Below are 16,300 nucleotides of genomic sequence, written 5' to 3' on the forward strand. Positions count from 1 at the left end.
ACCAATTGAAACCGACTCATAGGTAATTTCTTGGCACGTGTGTAAGTTAGCTCGTAGTCGTCTTGACAACATTCAGGCAAATCATCAGAAATCTCGTTGACCAATCTGAAAATTCAACAGGACCTCTCCTCTTTACCGGCTAAAAGCGCCAGTGAGCTTCAAGCCGCAAGGTATGGTCAGCCTTGCCTTTGGAACCTCCTGTAAAACCGTACAGAAATCCGAGGGGGGCACCACCTTTATCAGCTTGAACACCCAAATTCACATTCGTCCCGAAGTTTCCTGCAAATTCACCGCTTATGCGATCAGAAATGCCGTTTACATCTGTCAATGTTGTCCGCTGATTAGAGCTTCCTGCCTGCGGAATGAAAGTGAGGTCAGCTTGCGGACAAATATTCCAGCCGTTACCGGTCGCGATATCGCCGCGAAGTGCAACACCAGTCGGGAACTGAATGGCGTGATTTGCTTTGGTCTTGTTTGACCAGATCTTCTTTCCATCAACCTTGGTATCGTACTTCCCGCTCTTAGCGTACACATAGGGAATTCCTGCATGAGGAACAACACTTGAACTTCTAGCTTTCAAGGTTGTTTCCACACGAATGCCTGCTGCAAGCAAATTGGTCTTGACATCAGCATCGGCATTTCCAAAACCTGCGGCATTTATATACTGGGTAATATCAGAGGAACTTCTAAGATAGGTCAACGTTCCGACAACGTTTAAGTTAGAACTAGGACTGTAAGCACCGTAGGCGTGAATTCCGTAAGAATTGTATTTATTTTTCGTTTTAGACAGATCTCCGGTTGAATCCTGCGAGCCTCGGTTGAAACTGGAAGCCGCACCTACAATTGAAGTTACTGTCATCTTGTCGTCAAAGCCCAGGGTAAAACTGAACGCGCCAGTCTTATAGCCTGCTTTACCGATTCCCGTTGCTGCAAACCTCTTGTATTTCTGTTTTTCGCTAATCAAATCAATCCACAGATTGTTTCCATGCGGCCAATCACGCATCAAGCCTTCTTCTGTGAAAGATTCACCTTTCATTGAAACTTGATTCTCTACGGAATCCAAAGCAGTTGTAAGATCATTGAAGCCTACAGAAAGAGTGCCACCAGCAAAACTTATATTTGCCGCAGAATTAACAATTGCTGTCTTCTCAGCTGCAGACAAGTCCTTGCGCCTTAAAACGCCGTATGTGAAAGCATCTTTCTGAGCATGACGAAGTTCATCATTGGCAATGTTTGGAACCGCAATATCCGGATACATAGAAAGAACATCATTAAGGATGGCACTTACCCACACCCTGGATGCATCGTTATGCAGTTCCAGTTCCCAATTAATGCCGGTTCCGTCTTGGGCTAAAGCATAAAGCTTGTCTCCTATCCAACCACCCCTCCAGCCATTGCCGAAAACGTTGTCTGCAGTATCAAAGCCTCTCACAACGGTATAGTCACCGGCTTCATCGATATTTCCAAGAATAAGAGTTGCCGTTGGTGCTACCGTCAATGATGCGTCTTGCCCATTAGTAGAGAAGGCGCCCGTACCATCTTTGAGAAGTGAGCAATCTACTAACGTCGTTGTTCCATCCCCGAAAACGAGGCTTGTTGTACCGGATGCATCTTGCGCAGCCGGATGGGTATTATCCGAACTCTCCCAGACAAAATCTCCATCTTATCGGGCAGGTTGTTTCAAGCGTCGATACCTTCTCCGGGAAAAGCAACTTTAATCTTTAAAAGAAATATTTCAAATCCCTAAAACCAATCCAGCTCGTTAGAACTGCTTAATTGAGTGATTTAAAACCTTGATTTTCGCATCTGTGATGTCTAGCAGTTTAGCCTTCATGGGAGAAATAGGAACCATGATAAGAACAAGAACCATGACCTAAAAAGTCATGGTTTCTAAAATTTTAACTTAAAAAACCATGAAATAAACCATGAATTTGAATATGGTACATGGCTAAACAGTGAGAAACATCAGTAAACGTTTAGAAAATCTAAGTACGTCTAATTTGTTGATTTTTAACATTAAAAAAGGGTGTTTTTTGAAACACCCTAGAACATTGATAAACGTACTAAAACGCTATATTGCTATTCCCACTCGATTGTTGCTGGTGGCTTACCAGACACATCGTAGCAAACTCTATTGATACCCTTGACTTCATTAATGATACGGTTGGAAACCTTACCAAGAAGCTCATACGGCAAGTGAGCCCACTTGGCAGTCATAAAGTCAGATGTCTGAACCGCTCTTAAAGAAACAACCCAGTCATAAGTTCTGCCATCGCCCATTACGCCTACGCTCTTAACAGGAAGGAATACAACGAAAGCCTGACTGACCTTATCGTACCAATCAGCATTTCTAAGTTCTTCGATAAAGATTGCATCCGCTTGACGGAGAAGGTTTGCATACTCTTTCTTAACTTCCCCAAGAATTCTGACGCCTAAACCTGGACCTGGGAATGGATGTCTGTAAACCATTTCAGCCGGCAAACCTAATTCACATCCAAGCTCTCTGACTTCATCCTTGAAGAGTTCACGAAGTGGTTCCAAGAGTTTGAGGTGAAGTGTTTCAGGTAATCCCCCAACGTTATGATGAGACTTAATTGTCTTAGCTTTCTTTGTATTAGCGGCAGCGCTTTCGATAACGTCAGGATAAATCGTGCCCTGAGCAAGCCACTTAGCATTAGGAAGCTTGGCGGCTTCTTCTTGGAAAACTTCAACAAACAAACGGCCGATAATTTTTCTCTTAGCTTCAGGATCAGTAACGCCTTTGAGTTCGTGCATAAAGCGTTCGCTTGCATCAACGACTACAAGCTTCATTCCCATATTCTTGCGGAAAGTTTCTTCAACTTGTTTGCGTTCATGCAAACGCAAAAGGCCGTTGTCAACGAAAACACATGTCAGCTGGTCACCGATAGCTTTATGAATCAAAGCAGCGGCTACTGAGGAATCAACACCGCCGGAAAGTCCGAGAATAACTTCATCTTTGCCGACTTGTTCTTTGATCTTCTGAACGGATTCCTCAGCAAAGCTACCCATAATCCAGTCAGGTTTGGCTTTACAGATGTCCAACACAAAAGTATTGAGGATTTCTTTACCCTTCACCGTATGAGTAACTTCCGGGTGAAACTGAACGGCATAGAAACCTCTCTTTTCGTCAGCCATACCGGCGATCGGACAACTCGGTGTAGAGCACATGAGTTTGAAGCCTTCAGGCATCTTGGTGACCTTGTCACCATGGCTCATCCAAACTTTTAAGAAGCTCTGACCATCTTCATTTGTAAAATCAGAGATTTTCTCTAACAATTTTGTATGGCCGTGTTCACGGACTTCAGCGTAACCAAATTCTCTCTGGGCTCCGCTTTCAACCTTACCTCCGAGCTGTTCTGCCATGGTCTGCATACCGTAACAGATGCCGAGAACAGGAACTCCGAGTTCAAAAACGGCTGCTGGTGCAACATCAGTAGATTCTTCATAGGCACTCATATGAGATCCGGAAAGAATGATGCCTTTCGGATTGAAATCTCTGATGAAGTCATTAGTCACCTCACAGGAATGTACTTCGCAGTAAACATGAGCTTCCCGCACTCTGCGGGCGATCAGCTGAGTGACCTGGCTTCCAAAATCCAGAATTAAAATTCGATCGTGTTTCATTAGCTTTACTCTTCAAATAACAAAAGGGACCGTTTTGGTAATCCGCCACGGTCCTTCGTCTACCTCATGTGAGTTTAATGCTCTAAACGATAATTTGGAGCTTCTTTTGTAATCTTCACATCGTGGACATGAGATTCTCTCATACCTGCTGAAGTAATTTCAACGAACTGAGCTCTTGTTCTCATTTCATCGATTGTTGCGCATCCGCAGTAGCCCATTGAAGATCTCAGACCGCCAGCCATTTGATAGATGATAGCTAAGACGCTGCCTTTATAAGGGACCATACCTTCGATACCTTCTGGTACAAATTTGTCAACGTTTCCGTTGTTATTGTCCTGGAAGTAACGATCGGCTGAACCTCTCTTCATAGCACCGAGGGAACCCATGCCGCGGTAGCTCTTGTAGGAACGGCCCTGGTAAAGAATGATTTCGCCCGGAGCCTCGTCAGTACCTGCAAACATACCGCCCATCATTACGCAGTTAGCACCGGCAGCAATGGCTTTAGCAAGGTCGCCGGAGAAACGGATACCGCCATCGGCAATTAATGGAACGCCGGAATTTGCAAGAGCTTCGGCAACATTGGAAATAGCTGTGATTTGAGGAACACCAACACCGGCAACAACGCGAGTTGTACAAATAGAGCCTGGTCCGATACCGACTTTAACAGCATCTGCACCGTACTCAACGAGAGCTAACGCAGCAGCGGCTGTTGCAACGTTGCCGCCAATTACCTGAATCTGCGGATAGTGCTTCTTCACCCAAGCAACTCTGTCCAAAACTCCCTGAGAATGTCCGTGAGCTGTATCAACACAGATAACGTCCACACCGGCTTCAACTAGAAGCTCGACTCTTTCTTCTGTACCTGCTCCAACACCAACAGCAGCGCCGACTAAAAGTTTGCCGTGAGAATCTTTGGCTGCGTATGGATGTTCTGTAGCTTTAGTAATGTCTTTAACTGTCATCAAACCTTTAAGGTTAAAGTCGTCGTCAACAACTAAAACTCTTTCCAGTCTGTGTTTGTGCATGAGGTTTTTGGCTTCTTCGAGAGTGCCGCCTTCTTTGATGGTGACAAGTCTCTCGGCAGGAGTCATGATTTCACTGATCTTGGCGTCCAGTCTTTCTTCAAATCTTAAGTCACGGTTGGTAACCATACCTAAAACTTTACCTTCTAAGACGACCGGAAGGCCGGAAATGTGATGTTCTCTTGTCAGTCTGAGAACGTCTGCAACAATCATGTCAGGGCCAATTGTAATTGGATCAGCAACCATGCCTGCTTCATGTCTCTTGACCTTGGCAACTTCAGCAGCTTGTGCCTTAGCGGTCATATTTTTGTGAATAATACCGATGCCGCCTTCTTGAGCAAGTGCGATAGCCAACTTGGATTCAGTAACTGTATCCATAGCCGCAGAGCAAAGCGGAAGATTTAATCGGATATTACGTGTGAACTGAGTAGAAAGGACGGTTTCTCTTGGAAGAACGTTTGAGTAAGCCGGAACGAGAAGCACGTCATCAAAAGTGAGTGCCTTTTGAAGGAGTCGCATACTATACCTCTAAACACAAAAAGCGATTATACCTAGACAGAGAACTCAAAATCGAAATTCACTTTTCTAACAAGTTATGGTTTACGATTACCGGCATGCCTTCTTTTACTGACATGGGACTGTCTTTTGATTTCGGCCCTCTTCATTCTTGCAATCTTTGGATCCACAAGAAGCGGGCCGCAGACTTCTACCCTATCGCCGTCCTTTAACTCGTAACCGTCACTGCGGTTTTCGTCCCAGACGCTGACATTCCATCCTTCCTTTAATGGAGAAATGTACTGTTCCTTGAATTCGGAAAGATGAAGTCTGTCCGGACAAACAGTTTCTTTTTTTATTAATCCGTTGTCTGATTGATTAACTAAGAAAATGCGCACGAATACCTCGGAAAGAAAAGTAATTGGAAGAAATATCTTGTGCAAAACTTTTGATATTTCCAATAGTCGCTTTGGATTTTAGCTCATTCTCCGAAAAGCCTCCGCCCAAAAGAACGGGCAAATGTAGTTGCCTTTCGAAAGTGTGTTCCGATCTGATTACTATGAACTAGAGGTGAGCATACGATTCTGCCGGCGATTTAAACATTTTCAAGTTGATTTATTACACCGCCACTGCCCACCTTTGCTAATTAGCCTAGGATAAGTTCTCGATTTTGTTAAAATTCGACTGTAATTTTTCGACATGAGGCACAATTTTGCGCCGTCATGGATTCATAAGAGGTTTAAAAGTGGCACTTATTCAAAATAAAAAAGCTCGCTTTGATTACACCATTGAAGATAAGTATGAAGCAGGACTTGTGCTTCAAGGTTGGGAAGTCAAATCCATTAGAGAGGGTCGAGCACAAATCACAGAGGCTCATATCTTCGTTCGCGAAGGTGAACTTTTTCTTTTAAATGCTCAGGTAGTTCCCCTTGGTACTGCCAGTACACATGAAAAACCCCAGCCGACACGCACAAGAAAACTGCTGATGCATAAAAAAGAAATCATGCGCATTATCGGCTTGATTGAAAGATCCGGCTACACCTTGGTTCCTTTAGACATGCACTTCAAGGGCGGTAAAGTTAAATTAACTATCGGGCTGGCCAAGGGCAAGAGAAAGTTCGAGAAAAGAGCTGAGGAAAGCAAACGCGACTGGAAGCGCGAACAACAAAGATTAATGAAAAAGAAGATGAGAAATTAAAAGCCTGCGAGCTTTGAACTGCGCAGGCCTCTCTCAAGATTATAGAAATTAACGCATTAACTCAAAAATCTTGAGAATGTCTTCGGAATGAAGTTTCTTGAAGTTACCTAAGGTTCCGGGAATCTTGACTGCTTTCTCTGCTAATTCCTGAGGATCCAGCTTTTCAGCATGGAGCTCTGCTAATGTTACCGGAGCTCCCATTTCTTTGAAGAAGTTCTTTAACGCTGCAATGCCGGCCAATACCGTCTTTTCTTCAGTATCTTCTTTAACTCCCATTACATTCTGAGCGAACTGGACAAAGCGGGACGGATTCTCCTTCCAAACATATGTCATCCAAGCTGGTGTCACTACAGCCAGTCCTTCGCCGTGCGTAATTGTTTCGTCCCAAGCACTGATCTCATGCTCAATTCCGTGGCATGCCCAGTCTTCCTTCTGTCCCAAGCCGTAGAAACCATTATGCGCAAAGGAACCCGCTAAACCGATCTGGCTCCAAGCCTCGTAATTTTGAGAATCTTTTCTCACAATAAGGCCGTTCTTCATGATGCTTCTCAAGGCAGCTTCCGCTTGTCCGGAAATAAAATCCGTATTAGGAGTTTGAGTGAAGTATCTTTCCATGATATGGCTCATCATGTCTATAACGCCGGCTCTAACCTGTTTTGGAGGCAATGTAAAGAAGAACTCAGGATTGATAATGCTGGCAAAAGGTCTGACAATGTCACTGCCGGTTCCGAGCTTTCTACCTTGGTGAGAAATAACAATGCGCTTGCTCTGTTCGCTGCCGGCTGCCGGAAGTGTCAAGACACAAGCCACTGGAAGTGCTTTTTTAGGAACAACTCCTTTTTCAAAGAAATCCCAACCCTCGCCTTCGTATGGAACACAAATTGCAATGGCTTTAGCGGTATCAATAACACTGCCTCCTCCGACAGCTACGATTGCTTGAATGTTCTTTTCACGAGCCAGAACTACGCCTTCTTTTACTTTTTCATAAGTCGGATTGGGACGCACGTCGCCGAGCTCGACAAAGTTGATTCCGCTCGCTTTCAAACTGGAAGTGACTTTATCAAGAAGTCCGCTCTTTTTTGCGCTTTGACCGCCGTAAACAACTAAAACCTGTGAGTCAGTTCCAACTTTTTCAACTAAAAGAGAACCGATTCTTGTTTCTTGACCACGGCCGAAAAACAATTTTGTTGGGTTATAGAACTCAAAATTTTCCATTTTCTTCTCTTTAAAAGTTATAAAGGAGCGCCGGTGTAAAGCATTGCCCATGCCTCAATAAACTGAGAGGCATAAGGCGGGAGCTCCTCGGGATAGGTAGAAAAATTTCCTTCGGCTAAAAAGCCGGAAATAGCGCCTTGAGCTTGATCTTTAAACAACTTGGAAATGCTGTAGATAACTTCTTCATCATCTCCGATAAGCAAGTCCTTGGCTTGAGGGAGGTGTGCTAAGTTTTCTCTTAAAAATGCCGCCAGACCGTTCGGATTCCAATTTTCAGGACCAATTTCAAAGTGAGGGTTCTTTCCGGTAAATGTATCTCCGAGCCACTGTGCTAAAAAAGCATCTTTTTCCAGCATTTTCTCAGTATCGAGTTCCCCCTGGGCATTGGAAATATGCCGTCTCATCATGTTAATGACGGCTTGGCTGAAAATTGATCTGACAACCTCCAGGTTTACTAAAGAAGGACTTTGAGGAGCCTTTGAACTATGGTCGGGTCTGCATGATCCGCATGTGCCGCATCCTGCCATTTACTGTCTCTCCAAAATAGAACTCCAGCGTTCTAAAAGATCATTCAGAGCTTTAGCTCCATTGGTTTCAATATTGTCCGGATCTTTGGACAATTCATTGATTAATTGGTGTACTTCATTGGTGAAAATATAGCTGGCAATTTGGAACAAAGCCGTCCTATCTTCCAGGTCTTTCTCACTAAATCCGGTCTTTTTAAGTTCATCAGCCAATCCGCCACGGATATTTCTTTCAAACTTTTCGGGAGTGTTGACGACAGGCTTTTCAAACGCGGGGTTCAGCCCCAATAATGTTGAGGCCATTAATGCCGCTGCCTTCTTATCAATTTCTACAACCTCACTGCGCGCAACATTTTTCCTCTGCGCTTCACTCAATCTATTGGCAATAGCATGCGCCTGTGATTGAAAAAGGGCTTTTAATGTCTTTGAGTCATCCAAGCTAGGCAAACTCGCCTGCTCGGGAGAAAGTTTTTCTTCCATAGCTACGCTCTAATTAGAACAAGACGGTTAGGTAATATCTTCCATATCTTGTATTGACCGGGAGTTAGAGATTCTCCCGAGGTATATGCAATTTCTGCTTCCCAAACTTTGCCGTCAAACTGCACTTTAGCAAAGCGGTTATCCATCCACTCATGAACCACAACTTTCTTGCCAATCTGCCGCTTTAATCGTTCTGAAGCCGGAACCTCATTTCTATCTAAGGAGTTAACTGTCAGCAGAATTGCAAAGAAAAGGCCTGAGGACAAAATCAGGATGGCCAATTGGACGAAGACGGAGGTAAAAAACAGACTTGAGAAACCTGCAATGAAACAGGATGCAGAAATAATCAAAAACAGGATGTTAACGAAATAGAGATCCAACATTCCAATAATCGCTGCTGCAACAAACCAAAAAAATGTCAGACTCATAAATCTCTTCTCATATGCTAAACGGCTGCCGAGCATTCGCTGACAGCCGTTTAAGTATATCTAAATTAGCTTAACTAGAAATATTATTTCTTAGCGGCAGCTAACTTTCTCCAGGTGTTGACCACTGTGTCAGGGTTCAAGGAGATAGATTCAATGCCTTCTTCCATAAGCCACTGAGCCAAATCCGGATGGTCGGAAGGACCTTGACCGCAAATACCTACGTAAGCACCTTTTTCACGGCAAGCTTTGATTGCCATCGAAAGAAGCTTCTTAACGGCAGGATCGCGTTCATCAAAGAAGTGAGCAATCAAGCCAGAGTCGCGGTCCAAGCCAAGTGTAAGCTGAGTTAAGTCGTTGGAGCCGATGGAGAATCCATCGAAGTATTCCAAGAACTGATCAGCCAAAACAGCGTTGCTTGGGATTTCACACATCATGTTCAGACGCAAACCGTTCTTACCGCGCTTAAGTCCGTGCTCTTCCAATCTGTCGTTAACTTCTTTAGCTTCTCTGAGAGTTCTGACAAACGGGATCATGATTTCAACATTAGTCAGACCCATTTCATCGCGAACCTTCTTCAATGCTTCGCATTCCATTGCGAAACATTCTTTGAAGTCGTCAGAAACATAACGGCTTGCACCGCGGAAGCCAAGCATTGGGTTTTCTTCTTCCGGTTCATACTGCTTGCCGCCGACTAACTTACGGTATTCATTGCTCTTGAAGTCAGACATTCTGACGATGACTTTCTTCGGCCAGAATGCAGCTCCGATAGTAGCAACACCTTCAGCAAGTTTTTCCTTGAAGAATTCACGCGGACTTGCATAGCCTGCGCTGGCTTCTTCCACTGCTTTCTTCAAGTCTTCAGGAAGATTCGGATAATCTAAACAGGCCTTCGGGTGAATTCCGATATTGTTATTGATGATGAACTCTAAACGAGCCAAACCGACGCCCTTGTTAGGAATGCTCTGGAATTCGAAAGCAAGCTGTGGATTACCCACGTTCATCATGATCTTGACAGGACATTCCGGCAGTTCGCCCTGCTTAACTTCTTTAATTTCGTACGGAACCAAACCGTTGTAGATGTAACCGGTGTCGCCTTCTGCGCAAGAAACGGTAACTTCTTGTTCATCTTTCAGAATTTCAGTGGCGTTGCCGCATCCGACTACGGCTGCGATACCCAATTCACGAGCAATAATAGCTGCGTGGCAAGTACGGCCCCCGCGGTTTGTAACGATAGCAGAAGCCTTCTTCATGACCGGTTCCCAGTTAGGGTCAGTCATGTCAGTAACAAGGATGTCTCCCTCTTGAACCAAATGCATCTGTTCAGGACCGTCAACAATCTTGACTTTGCCGGAGCCAATCTTCTGACCAATAGCACGTCCGGTTACTAAGACTTCGCCTTTTCCAAGGAGGACAAATTTTTCCTGAACGTCTTGGGATTTCTGACGGGACTTAACTGTTTCCGGGCGCGCTTGAAGAATATAGAGTTTGCCGTCGATGCCGTCTTTGCCCCATTCGATATCCATCGGGCGTCCATAATGCTTTTCAATGATTCTTGCGTACTTGGCAAGTTCAATGATTTCGCTGTCATTCAAAGCAAACTTCTTGCGTTCGGCTTCGGGAACGTCAACGACTTTAACGGATCTTCCGGAGGCTTTATCTGTATCGAAGACCATTTCAATCTTCTTGCTTCCAAGTACCTTACGGATAATCGGGAAATTGCCTTGTTCAAGCATCGGCTTATGAACAAAGTATTCGTCCGGATTAACGGCACCCTGAACCACTGTTTCGCCTAAACCGTAGCTAGCGGTAATAAAGACAACCTGATCAAAGCCGCTTTCTGTATCCATTGTGAACATAACGCCGGCGCAGCCTTTGTCAGAGCGGACCATTCTTTGAACGCCTGCGGACAATGCAACTACGGAGTGATCAAAACCTTTGTGAACACGATATGAAATAGCTCTGTCGTTATAAAGAGAAGCAAAAACTTCTTTCATACGGGCAAAGACTTGGTCGATTCCGACGACGTTGAGGAATGTTTCCTGCTGACCGGCAAAAGAAGCATCCGGCAAGTCCTCAGCTGTAGCGGAGGAACGAACGGCAACGGAAATCTGTTCTTGATCGCCTTTGAGCCATTCATAATGTTCACGAATTTCTTTCTCTAACTGTGCAGGGAAAGGAGCCTCTTCAATCCATTGGCGGATTTCAGCGCCGGCTTTTGCCAATTCCTTGACATCATCAACATCTAAAGTCTTTAATCTTTCTTCGATTCGCTTATCTAATCCGCCTTCTTTAAGAAATACTCTGAAAGCCTCAGCTGTGGTAGCAAAACCATCAGGAACACGAATACCTGCCTCTGTAAGCTGACTTAAAAGTTCGCCTAAAGACGCATTCTTTCCACCGACGATTTCAACGTCGGACATACGTAATTTGCTAAAGGGGATGACAAAACGTCCTTGTTGCATTTTTACCTCTAAAAGGTTTAGGAAAATTTGGTAAATTTTAACTTTATTTCCTTATCTTTGTGGAAATTCCTTGTAAACACAAATTGGGCTGAAAATGACAACCGAAGAAACACCTTCTCAAAATAGTGAGCACATTAGAACCGTCTTTTTTGTTTCAGACGCTACGGCTATTACGGCAGAAACTTTAGCTAATTCCGTCTTAGCTCAGTTTCACGGTTTGAAATATTCCCGTTACCGCATGCCCTTTATCAATACAGTGGATAAAGCCAAAGAGGCAGCCTTAAAAATCAATGAAGTAGGTAAAGAAACCGGTATTCGTCCTCTCGTTTTTTCTACATTGGTGGCCAGAGAATTGGCTTCAACATTTAACGAGTACTGCAATGCATTTGTCATTGAATTATTTAGATCTTTCGTTGGCCCTTTAGAAAGAGAACTGGGTATTCCAAGCGACCATTCCGTCGGAAAGAGTCATGAAATCGGTGACCAAGAACGATACAACCGTAGAATTGATGCAATCAATTACACTTTAGCTCATGACGATGGTCAGACAAACAATGGCTTAGATCAAGCCGATGTCATCCTTGTCGGTGTATCCCGAAGCGGTAAGACTCCAACATCTCTTTACCTGGCCATGCAGTACGGAATCAAAGCTGCAAACTATCCTTTAATCCCTGAAGATTTTGAGCGCGGCGTCCTGCCTCCCGCTTTAGAGGCTCACAAGAACAAGGTATTCGGATTATCAATTTCACCGCAAAGATTGTCTCAAATTAGAAACGAAAGAAGGCCTGACTCTAAATATGCCTCTCTGGAAAATTGCCAATATGAAACTAGAGAAGCGGAACAGATGATGTGGAGAGAAGGAATTCCTTTCCTTTCTTCTACATCTAAGTCTATTGAAGAAATCTCTGCCACAATTTTATTAAAACTTAAGATCAAAGCAGATCCGCATATGGGAATGTAAATTTAGGATTTTCGACGAGCCTCATTTTCGAGGCTCTTTTGTTTTGTCTAGGAAAATTAAGCCTCACGTCGTCTCTTTTGTTCAAAAAGACACACTGTTGCAGCCATCGCAACGTTAAGAGACTCCACTGCCGGATTCAAAGGAATAATCAGACGTTTGTCAGAGAGCTTTAGGGTGTCCTCACTGACGCCTTGGCCTTCATTTCCAAATACCCAAATGGTTCTCTGACCGTTCTCACCCCATAAGCTGTTAAACAAAGACTGTCCGCCTCGTGCATCTGCTACTAAGCAAACATTCTTCGTCTGTTCTTTGATATCTTCTAGGAATAGAGAGGTAAAAATCCTCATTCGAAAATGAGCACCCATCCCGGCTCTCAGCACTTTTGGCGACCATGGATAGGCACTGTTTTTACTTACTGCCAAATTAGAAACATCGGAGGCAAGAGAACTTCTGGCAATTGTTCCAACATTGCCCGGATCCTGCACGTCATCAAGAAATACCCAATCGGAATCCTGAGGTATCTCCGGCTCAGAAGGAATTCGAATCAGACAAAGAATCCCTGCGCTCTCTTCTACAGGACAGACTTTATTAAAAACGCTCTGACTAAACTCATAGTGCTTTATAGAGGAAGCATGCAATTGAGACAAAATCTCTGAAATTTCGTTCTTCTCCCCCGCCCCTTCTTTGATGACTACTGCCTTGATAAGATCTTGACGATGAATTAGTTCTTTGGCCAAATGGACCCCCTCGGCAATCGTCAAACCTTCCTTCTTACAAAAACGATTTGACTGATTCAGTCTTTTGAGTTGTTTCACTAATTCATTATTTTCAGATGTGATTAACTGCATTCTGCCACTCCTTTGCCATTTGAGCGGGTTAGTACATTGGTTACCGGACGGAACGTCCTTCGATGAATCTCACAGGCGCCGAACTTTTCCAAAGCCTCTAAATGTTCTTTTGTTCCGTAACCCATATGATGCTCAAAACCATATTGAGGATATTTCTCGGCGTACTCAAGCATTAACCGATCACGATAAGTCTTAGCCAAAATTGAGGCTGCAGAAATCTCAGGAATAATGTCATCCCCGCCGATAATCGGTTCGCTTCGGTAATTCCAGTGGGGAAGCCGGTTTCCGTCAACAAGAACAAGATCCGGCTGCGGATTCAGTCCTTCAACAGCCCTTTTCATTGCTAAGAAAGTAGCTTGCAGAATGTTGAGAGAGTCGATTTCTTTCATGGAAGCAGTCCCGATTGCCCAGCATAGAGCTTCTTTTTTAATTTTGACTTCGAGCTCATTTCTTTGATGTTCGTTCAGCTTTTTAGAGTCTCGAACATGTTCTATAGGATGGTCTTTTTTAAAGATAACGGCAGCCGCTACCACAGGACCGGCCAAAGGTCCTCTTCCCGCTTCGTCTACTCCGCAGAGTAAGTCTTCCTCAAAAGAATCAAAAAGATAGCCCATTAGCTTTTGTGCAAAACATTTGCAATAGCTTCGGAAGCAAGTTTAGGTGTATCCCGAAGCAGAGAATGATGCATTTCAGTAAAAACATCACGAAGCATTTCAGCTCTTGACGGCTCAAGTGCATGCAAGATATGAGATGCCAAGATATCAGGATTGCAGAACATCTGCACGCACTCGGGAACCAAAGTCTTTTGCGCAAGAATATTTGGGAGGCTGATCCACTTCGTCTGGCCCTTTGAAAGAATAAGCATAGCCGAAAGAGCAGGCATGGCATAACCGACAACTAAAGGCTTTTTGTAGAGAGCTGCTTCCAGCGTTGCCGTACCGCTTGCCACTAGAATGGCGTCAGACGATTCCATTGCCTTATGAGAATTTCCTAAGGTCAATACCGTTGCCTCTTTGACTTTCGGGAAAGTATCCAAAATTTTGGAAATTTCCGCCTTTCTTGCCTCATCAGCGGCCGGAACAATAAATTTAACCGACGGATCTGATTTCAGGATCACATCGCAGGCGCCAAAAAATTGAGGACCGCACCATTTGATTTCATCCTTTCGGCTCCCGGGAAGAACTGCCACTACAGGGCCCTGAACAGGAAGCCCCAGCTCTCTTCTTGCTTCTTCCGTCTTAGGCTCTAACGGAATCAGACGTGCCAGAGGGTGGCCGATATAAGTACTGGGAATGTCTGCCTTATCAAAAATCTCTTTTTCAAAAGGGAAGATCAGTAAAAGATGATCAACAGCTCGTTTGATTTGGTGAATACGATTAGGACGCCATGCCCATACTGCAGGCGCAACCATATGAATTACAGGAACTCCCTTTGATTTAGCTCTTTCTTCAATAGCTAAATTAAAGTCAGGTGCATCTACTCCAATAAAGGCGTTAGGAGGCATTTTGCTCACACGCTTCAACATCTGAGAACGAATCTTTAAGATTCTCGGCAGATGCTTGATGACTTCGATATAACCTCTAACTGAAAGGTCTTTTGCGTGAAACCAAGGAGTAAGACCGGACTGAATCATCCGGTCTCCGCCGATGCCGTCCATTTCAATTTCAGGAAATTCCTGCATCACGGACGGCAGTACTTCGGATGCCAGGAAATCTCCGCTATTTTCCCCGGCTGACCAAATAATGTTGGGTGCAGGAAGTTTCTCCATTACCTTGCCAAACCTCTGGGAGAAGTTTCCATAAATTCTCTCATTGTGTCAGCAACCATGACCGACTGCGGGTCTGTTATTTCAGCGCATAAAGTCTTAATAGCTTCAGATGCCTCTGAAACGTTCAAATTGCTTCTGAAGATCAATTTATAGACCTCTCTTGCAGTATGGATAGCGTCACGAGAGTAGCCATGGCGTTTCATGCCTTCAATATTGACGCCGAACGGAGCTCCAGGATAGCCTTGATAATTACAGAAAGGCAAAACATCTTGTCTCATCATGCTGCCGCCGCTGAGCATCGCTCCGCGGCCAATGCGCACGAACTGATGAATACCCGACTGGCCGCCTATGATGGCATCGTCACATACCACTACGTGGCCGGCTAAACCGACGTTGTTAGCAATAATCGTGTTGTTTCCGACTCTGCAGTCGTGGGCAATGTGCACGTTTGCCATCAGCAGATTGTTGCTGCCGACTTCCGTCAGACCTTTGTCCTGGACAGTACCAACGGAAAGTGTGCAGTGTTCACGGATAACGTTGTTGTCTCCAATTACCAAGCGGGTGTCTTCGCCTTTGTATTTTTTATCCTGGGGCTCAATACCTACAGCAGCAAATGCATAGAACTTATTATTAGAGCCGATAGTGGTCTTGCCGGTTACGACAATATGACTCTGAAACCAGCAGCCATCGCCGATTTTGACTTCCGGACCGATAGTACAAAACGGACCCACATAGACAGAATCTGCAAGTTCTGCACGCGGATCAACAATAGAAGTCGGATGAATTTGCGCCATAGAGATTTTCCAAAAAATTATCTTGAGGCCTTATAAGAGCACATCATGTCAGCACAAGCTGCTAAAACGCCGTCAACTGTAGCATCGCAGTGCATTTTGATCATACCCGCTTTCTCTCTAAGGAAAGTGCATTCAAAACGGAGCTGATCGCCGGGGATGACGACACGTTTGAATCTGGCGTTATCGATAGCTGCGAAATAGAAGAGCTTGTTCGGATCTCTTTCGCCGCCCATGCGTGCAAAAGCCAGCATTGCGCAGGCTTGAGCCATCGCTTCAATGATTAAGACACCAGGCATTACAGGCACGCCCGGGAAGTGGCCGGTAAACTGGGGTTCGTTGACAGTAACGTTCTTAATTGCAATTAACTTGTCTACACCGTTTGTTTCTAAAACTCTGTCAACCAGAAGGAACGGATAACGGTGAGGCAGAAGCCTCATAATGTCATTGATATCTTGCATTG

16 protein-coding genes are annotated in these 16,300 nt (G+C 44.5%); 2 read left to right on the plus strand and 14 right to left on the minus strand.

Going from position 1 to position 16,300, the window contains the following annotated elements:
- Window positions 1-139 precede the first annotated feature (139 nt).
- From ADH67_RS05650 to ADH67_RS05665, 4 genes are all read right to left on the minus strand, one after another.
- Window positions 140-1,498 carry an autotransporter outer membrane beta-barrel domain-containing protein gene (locus ADH67_RS05650; protein WP_066592925.1) on the minus strand — a complete coding sequence of 453 codons (1,359 nt, stop codon included), beginning with the start codon at window positions 1,496-1,498 and terminating at the stop codon, window positions 140-142.
- A 581-nt stretch (window positions 1,499-2,079) separates the two neighbouring features.
- Window positions 2,080-3,645: a glutamine-hydrolyzing GMP synthase gene (guaA, locus tag ADH67_RS05655; protein WP_066592930.1), complete on the minus strand. Its 1,566-nt coding sequence runs from the start codon at window positions 3,643-3,645 to the stop codon at window positions 2,080-2,082.
- A gap of 74 nt (window positions 3,646-3,719) precedes the next feature.
- The gene (gene guaB / locus ADH67_RS05660) at window positions 3,720-5,186 is read right to left on the minus strand and encodes an IMP dehydrogenase (protein WP_066592932.1); all 1,467 of its coding nucleotides are present in this window, start codon (window positions 5,184-5,186) and stop codon (window positions 3,720-3,722) included.
- A gap of 74 nt (window positions 5,187-5,260) precedes the next feature.
- Window positions 5,261-5,560 carry an RnfH family protein gene (locus ADH67_RS05665; protein WP_089275730.1) on the minus strand — a complete coding sequence of 100 codons (300 nt, stop codon included), beginning with the start codon at window positions 5,558-5,560 and terminating at the stop codon, window positions 5,261-5,263.
- 347 nt (window positions 5,561-5,907) lie between these two features.
- Here ADH67_RS05665 and smpB point away from each other — a divergent pair, with 347 nt between their 5' ends.
- Window positions 5,908-6,360, plus strand: a complete 453-nt coding sequence (smpB, locus tag ADH67_RS05670) for an SsrA-binding protein SmpB (RefSeq protein ID WP_066592937.1) — start codon at window positions 5,908-5,910, stop codon at window positions 6,358-6,360.
- 48 nt (window positions 6,361-6,408) lie between these two features.
- Here the strand turns inward: smpB and ADH67_RS05675 are convergent, their stop codons facing one another.
- From ADH67_RS05675 to ppsA, 5 genes are all read right to left on the minus strand, one after another.
- On the minus strand, window positions 6,409-7,575 hold the full coding sequence (locus tag ADH67_RS05675; protein WP_066592939.1) for an iron-containing alcohol dehydrogenase: 1,167 nt from the start codon (window positions 7,573-7,575) through the stop codon (window positions 6,409-6,411).
- 17 nt (window positions 7,576-7,592) lie between these two features.
- Complete coding sequence (locus ADH67_RS05680; RefSeq protein WP_066592941.1) at window positions 7,593-8,102, minus strand: hypothetical protein; 510 nt, start codon at window positions 8,100-8,102, stop codon at window positions 7,593-7,595.
- Window positions 8,103-8,579 (minus strand): hypothetical protein, encoded by a 477-nt coding sequence (locus ADH67_RS05685; RefSeq protein ID WP_066592943.1) that lies wholly within the window; start codon window positions 8,577-8,579, stop codon window positions 8,103-8,105. It abuts the gene before it with no gap.
- A 2-nt stretch (window positions 8,580-8,581) separates the two neighbouring features.
- Window positions 8,582-9,007, minus strand: coding sequence for an NfeD family protein (locus tag ADH67_RS05690; protein ID WP_066592946.1), 426 nt, complete (start codon window positions 9,005-9,007; stop codon window positions 8,582-8,584).
- Between the two features lie 83 nt (window positions 9,008-9,090).
- Window positions 9,091-11,469, minus strand: coding sequence for a phosphoenolpyruvate synthase (gene ppsA, locus ADH67_RS05695; protein WP_066592950.1), 2,379 nt, complete (start codon window positions 11,467-11,469; stop codon window positions 9,091-9,093).
- Between the two features lie 94 nt (window positions 11,470-11,563).
- Here ppsA and ppsR point away from each other — a divergent pair, with 94 nt between their 5' ends.
- A complete protein-coding gene (gene ppsR, locus ADH67_RS05700; RefSeq protein WP_066592953.1) occupies window positions 11,564-12,430 on the plus strand; it encodes a posphoenolpyruvate synthetase regulatory kinase/phosphorylase PpsR in 867 nt (288 codons plus the stop codon).
- 56 nt (window positions 12,431-12,486) lie between these two features.
- Here the strand turns inward: ppsR and ADH67_RS05705 are convergent, their stop codons facing one another.
- Genes ADH67_RS05705 through fabZ form a run of 5 tightly spaced genes read right to left on the minus strand, consistent with a single transcriptional unit; the run spans window position 12,487 to window position 16,298 of the window.
- Window positions 12,487-13,278, minus strand: coding sequence for a TrmH family RNA methyltransferase (locus tag ADH67_RS05705; RefSeq protein ID WP_066592958.1), 792 nt, complete (start codon window positions 13,276-13,278; stop codon window positions 12,487-12,489).
- Complete coding sequence (gene rnhB, locus ADH67_RS05710) at window positions 13,269-13,892, minus strand: ribonuclease HII (RefSeq protein WP_066592961.1); 624 nt, start codon at window positions 13,890-13,892, stop codon at window positions 13,269-13,271. Before rnhB ends, ADH67_RS05705 begins: the two co-directional genes overlap by 10 nt.
- On the minus strand, window positions 13,892-15,046 hold the full coding sequence (gene lpxB, locus ADH67_RS05715; RefSeq protein ID WP_066592963.1) for a lipid-A-disaccharide synthase: 1,155 nt from the start codon (window positions 15,044-15,046) through the stop codon (window positions 13,892-13,894). The genes rnhB and lpxB overlap by 1 nt, the downstream gene beginning before the upstream one ends.
- The gene (gene lpxA / locus ADH67_RS05720) at window positions 15,046-15,840 is read right to left on the minus strand and encodes an acyl-ACP--UDP-N-acetylglucosamine O-acyltransferase (RefSeq protein WP_066592966.1); all 795 of its coding nucleotides are present in this window, start codon (window positions 15,838-15,840) and stop codon (window positions 15,046-15,048) included. The genes lpxB and lpxA overlap by 1 nt, the downstream gene beginning before the upstream one ends.
- A gap of 17 nt (window positions 15,841-15,857) precedes the next feature.
- Complete coding sequence (fabZ, locus tag ADH67_RS05725; RefSeq protein ID WP_066592968.1) at window positions 15,858-16,298, minus strand: 3-hydroxyacyl-ACP dehydratase FabZ; 441 nt, start codon at window positions 16,296-16,298, stop codon at window positions 15,858-15,860.
- Window positions 16,299-16,300: the final 2 nt, after the last annotated feature.

This window comes from Turicimonas muris (genome assembly GCF_002221595.1).
GTDB lineage: Bacteria > Pseudomonadota > Gammaproteobacteria > Burkholderiales > Burkholderiaceae_F > Turicimonas > Turicimonas muris.

What these genes read in the sequence shown, in the direction of transcription:
- guaA (WP_066592930.1), bottom strand. Translation starts at nt 3,645, where the DNA reads ATGAAACACGATCGAATTTTAATTCTGGATTTTGGAAGCCAGGTCACT.
- guaB (WP_066592932.1), bottom strand. Translation starts at nt 5,186, where the DNA reads ATGCGACTCCTTCAAAAGGCACTCACTTTTGATGACGTGCTTCTCGTT.
- ADH67_RS05675 (WP_066592939.1), bottom strand. Translation starts at nt 7,575, where the DNA reads ATGGAAAATTTTGAGTTCTATAACCCAACAAAATTGTTTTTCGGCCGT.
- ADH67_RS05680 (WP_066592941.1), bottom strand. Translation starts at nt 8,102, where the DNA reads ATGGCAGGATGCGGCACATGCGGATCATGCAGACCCGACCATAGTTCA.
- ADH67_RS05685 (WP_066592943.1), bottom strand. Translation starts at nt 8,579, where the DNA reads ATGGAAGAAAAACTTTCTCCCGAGCAGGCGAGTTTGCCTAGCTTGGAT.
- ADH67_RS05690 (WP_066592946.1), bottom strand. Translation starts at nt 9,007, where the DNA reads ATGAGTCTGACATTTTTTTGGTTTGTTGCAGCAGCGATTATTGGAATG.
- ppsA (WP_066592950.1), bottom strand. Translation starts at nt 11,469, where the DNA reads ATGCAACAAGGACGTTTTGTCATCCCCTTTAGCAAATTACGTATGTCC.
- ppsR (WP_066592953.1), top strand. Translation starts at nt 11,564, where the DNA reads ATGACAACCGAAGAAACACCTTCTCAAAATAGTGAGCACATTAGAACC.
- ADH67_RS05705 (WP_066592958.1), bottom strand. Translation starts at nt 13,278, where the DNA reads ATGCAGTTAATCACATCTGAAAATAATGAATTAGTGAAACAACTCAAA.
- rnhB (WP_066592961.1), bottom strand. Translation starts at nt 13,892, where the DNA reads ATGGGCTATCTTTTTGATTCTTTTGAGGAAGACTTACTCTGCGGAGTA.
- lpxB (WP_066592963.1), bottom strand. Translation starts at nt 15,046, where the DNA reads ATGGAGAAACTTCCTGCACCCAACATTATTTGGTCAGCCGGGGAAAAT.
- lpxA (WP_066592966.1), bottom strand. Translation starts at nt 15,840, where the DNA reads ATGGCGCAAATTCATCCGACTTCTATTGTTGATCCGCGTGCAGAACTT.
- fabZ (WP_066592968.1), bottom strand. Translation starts at nt 16,298, where the DNA reads ATGCAAGATATCAATGACATTATGAGGCTTCTGCCTCACCGTTATCCG.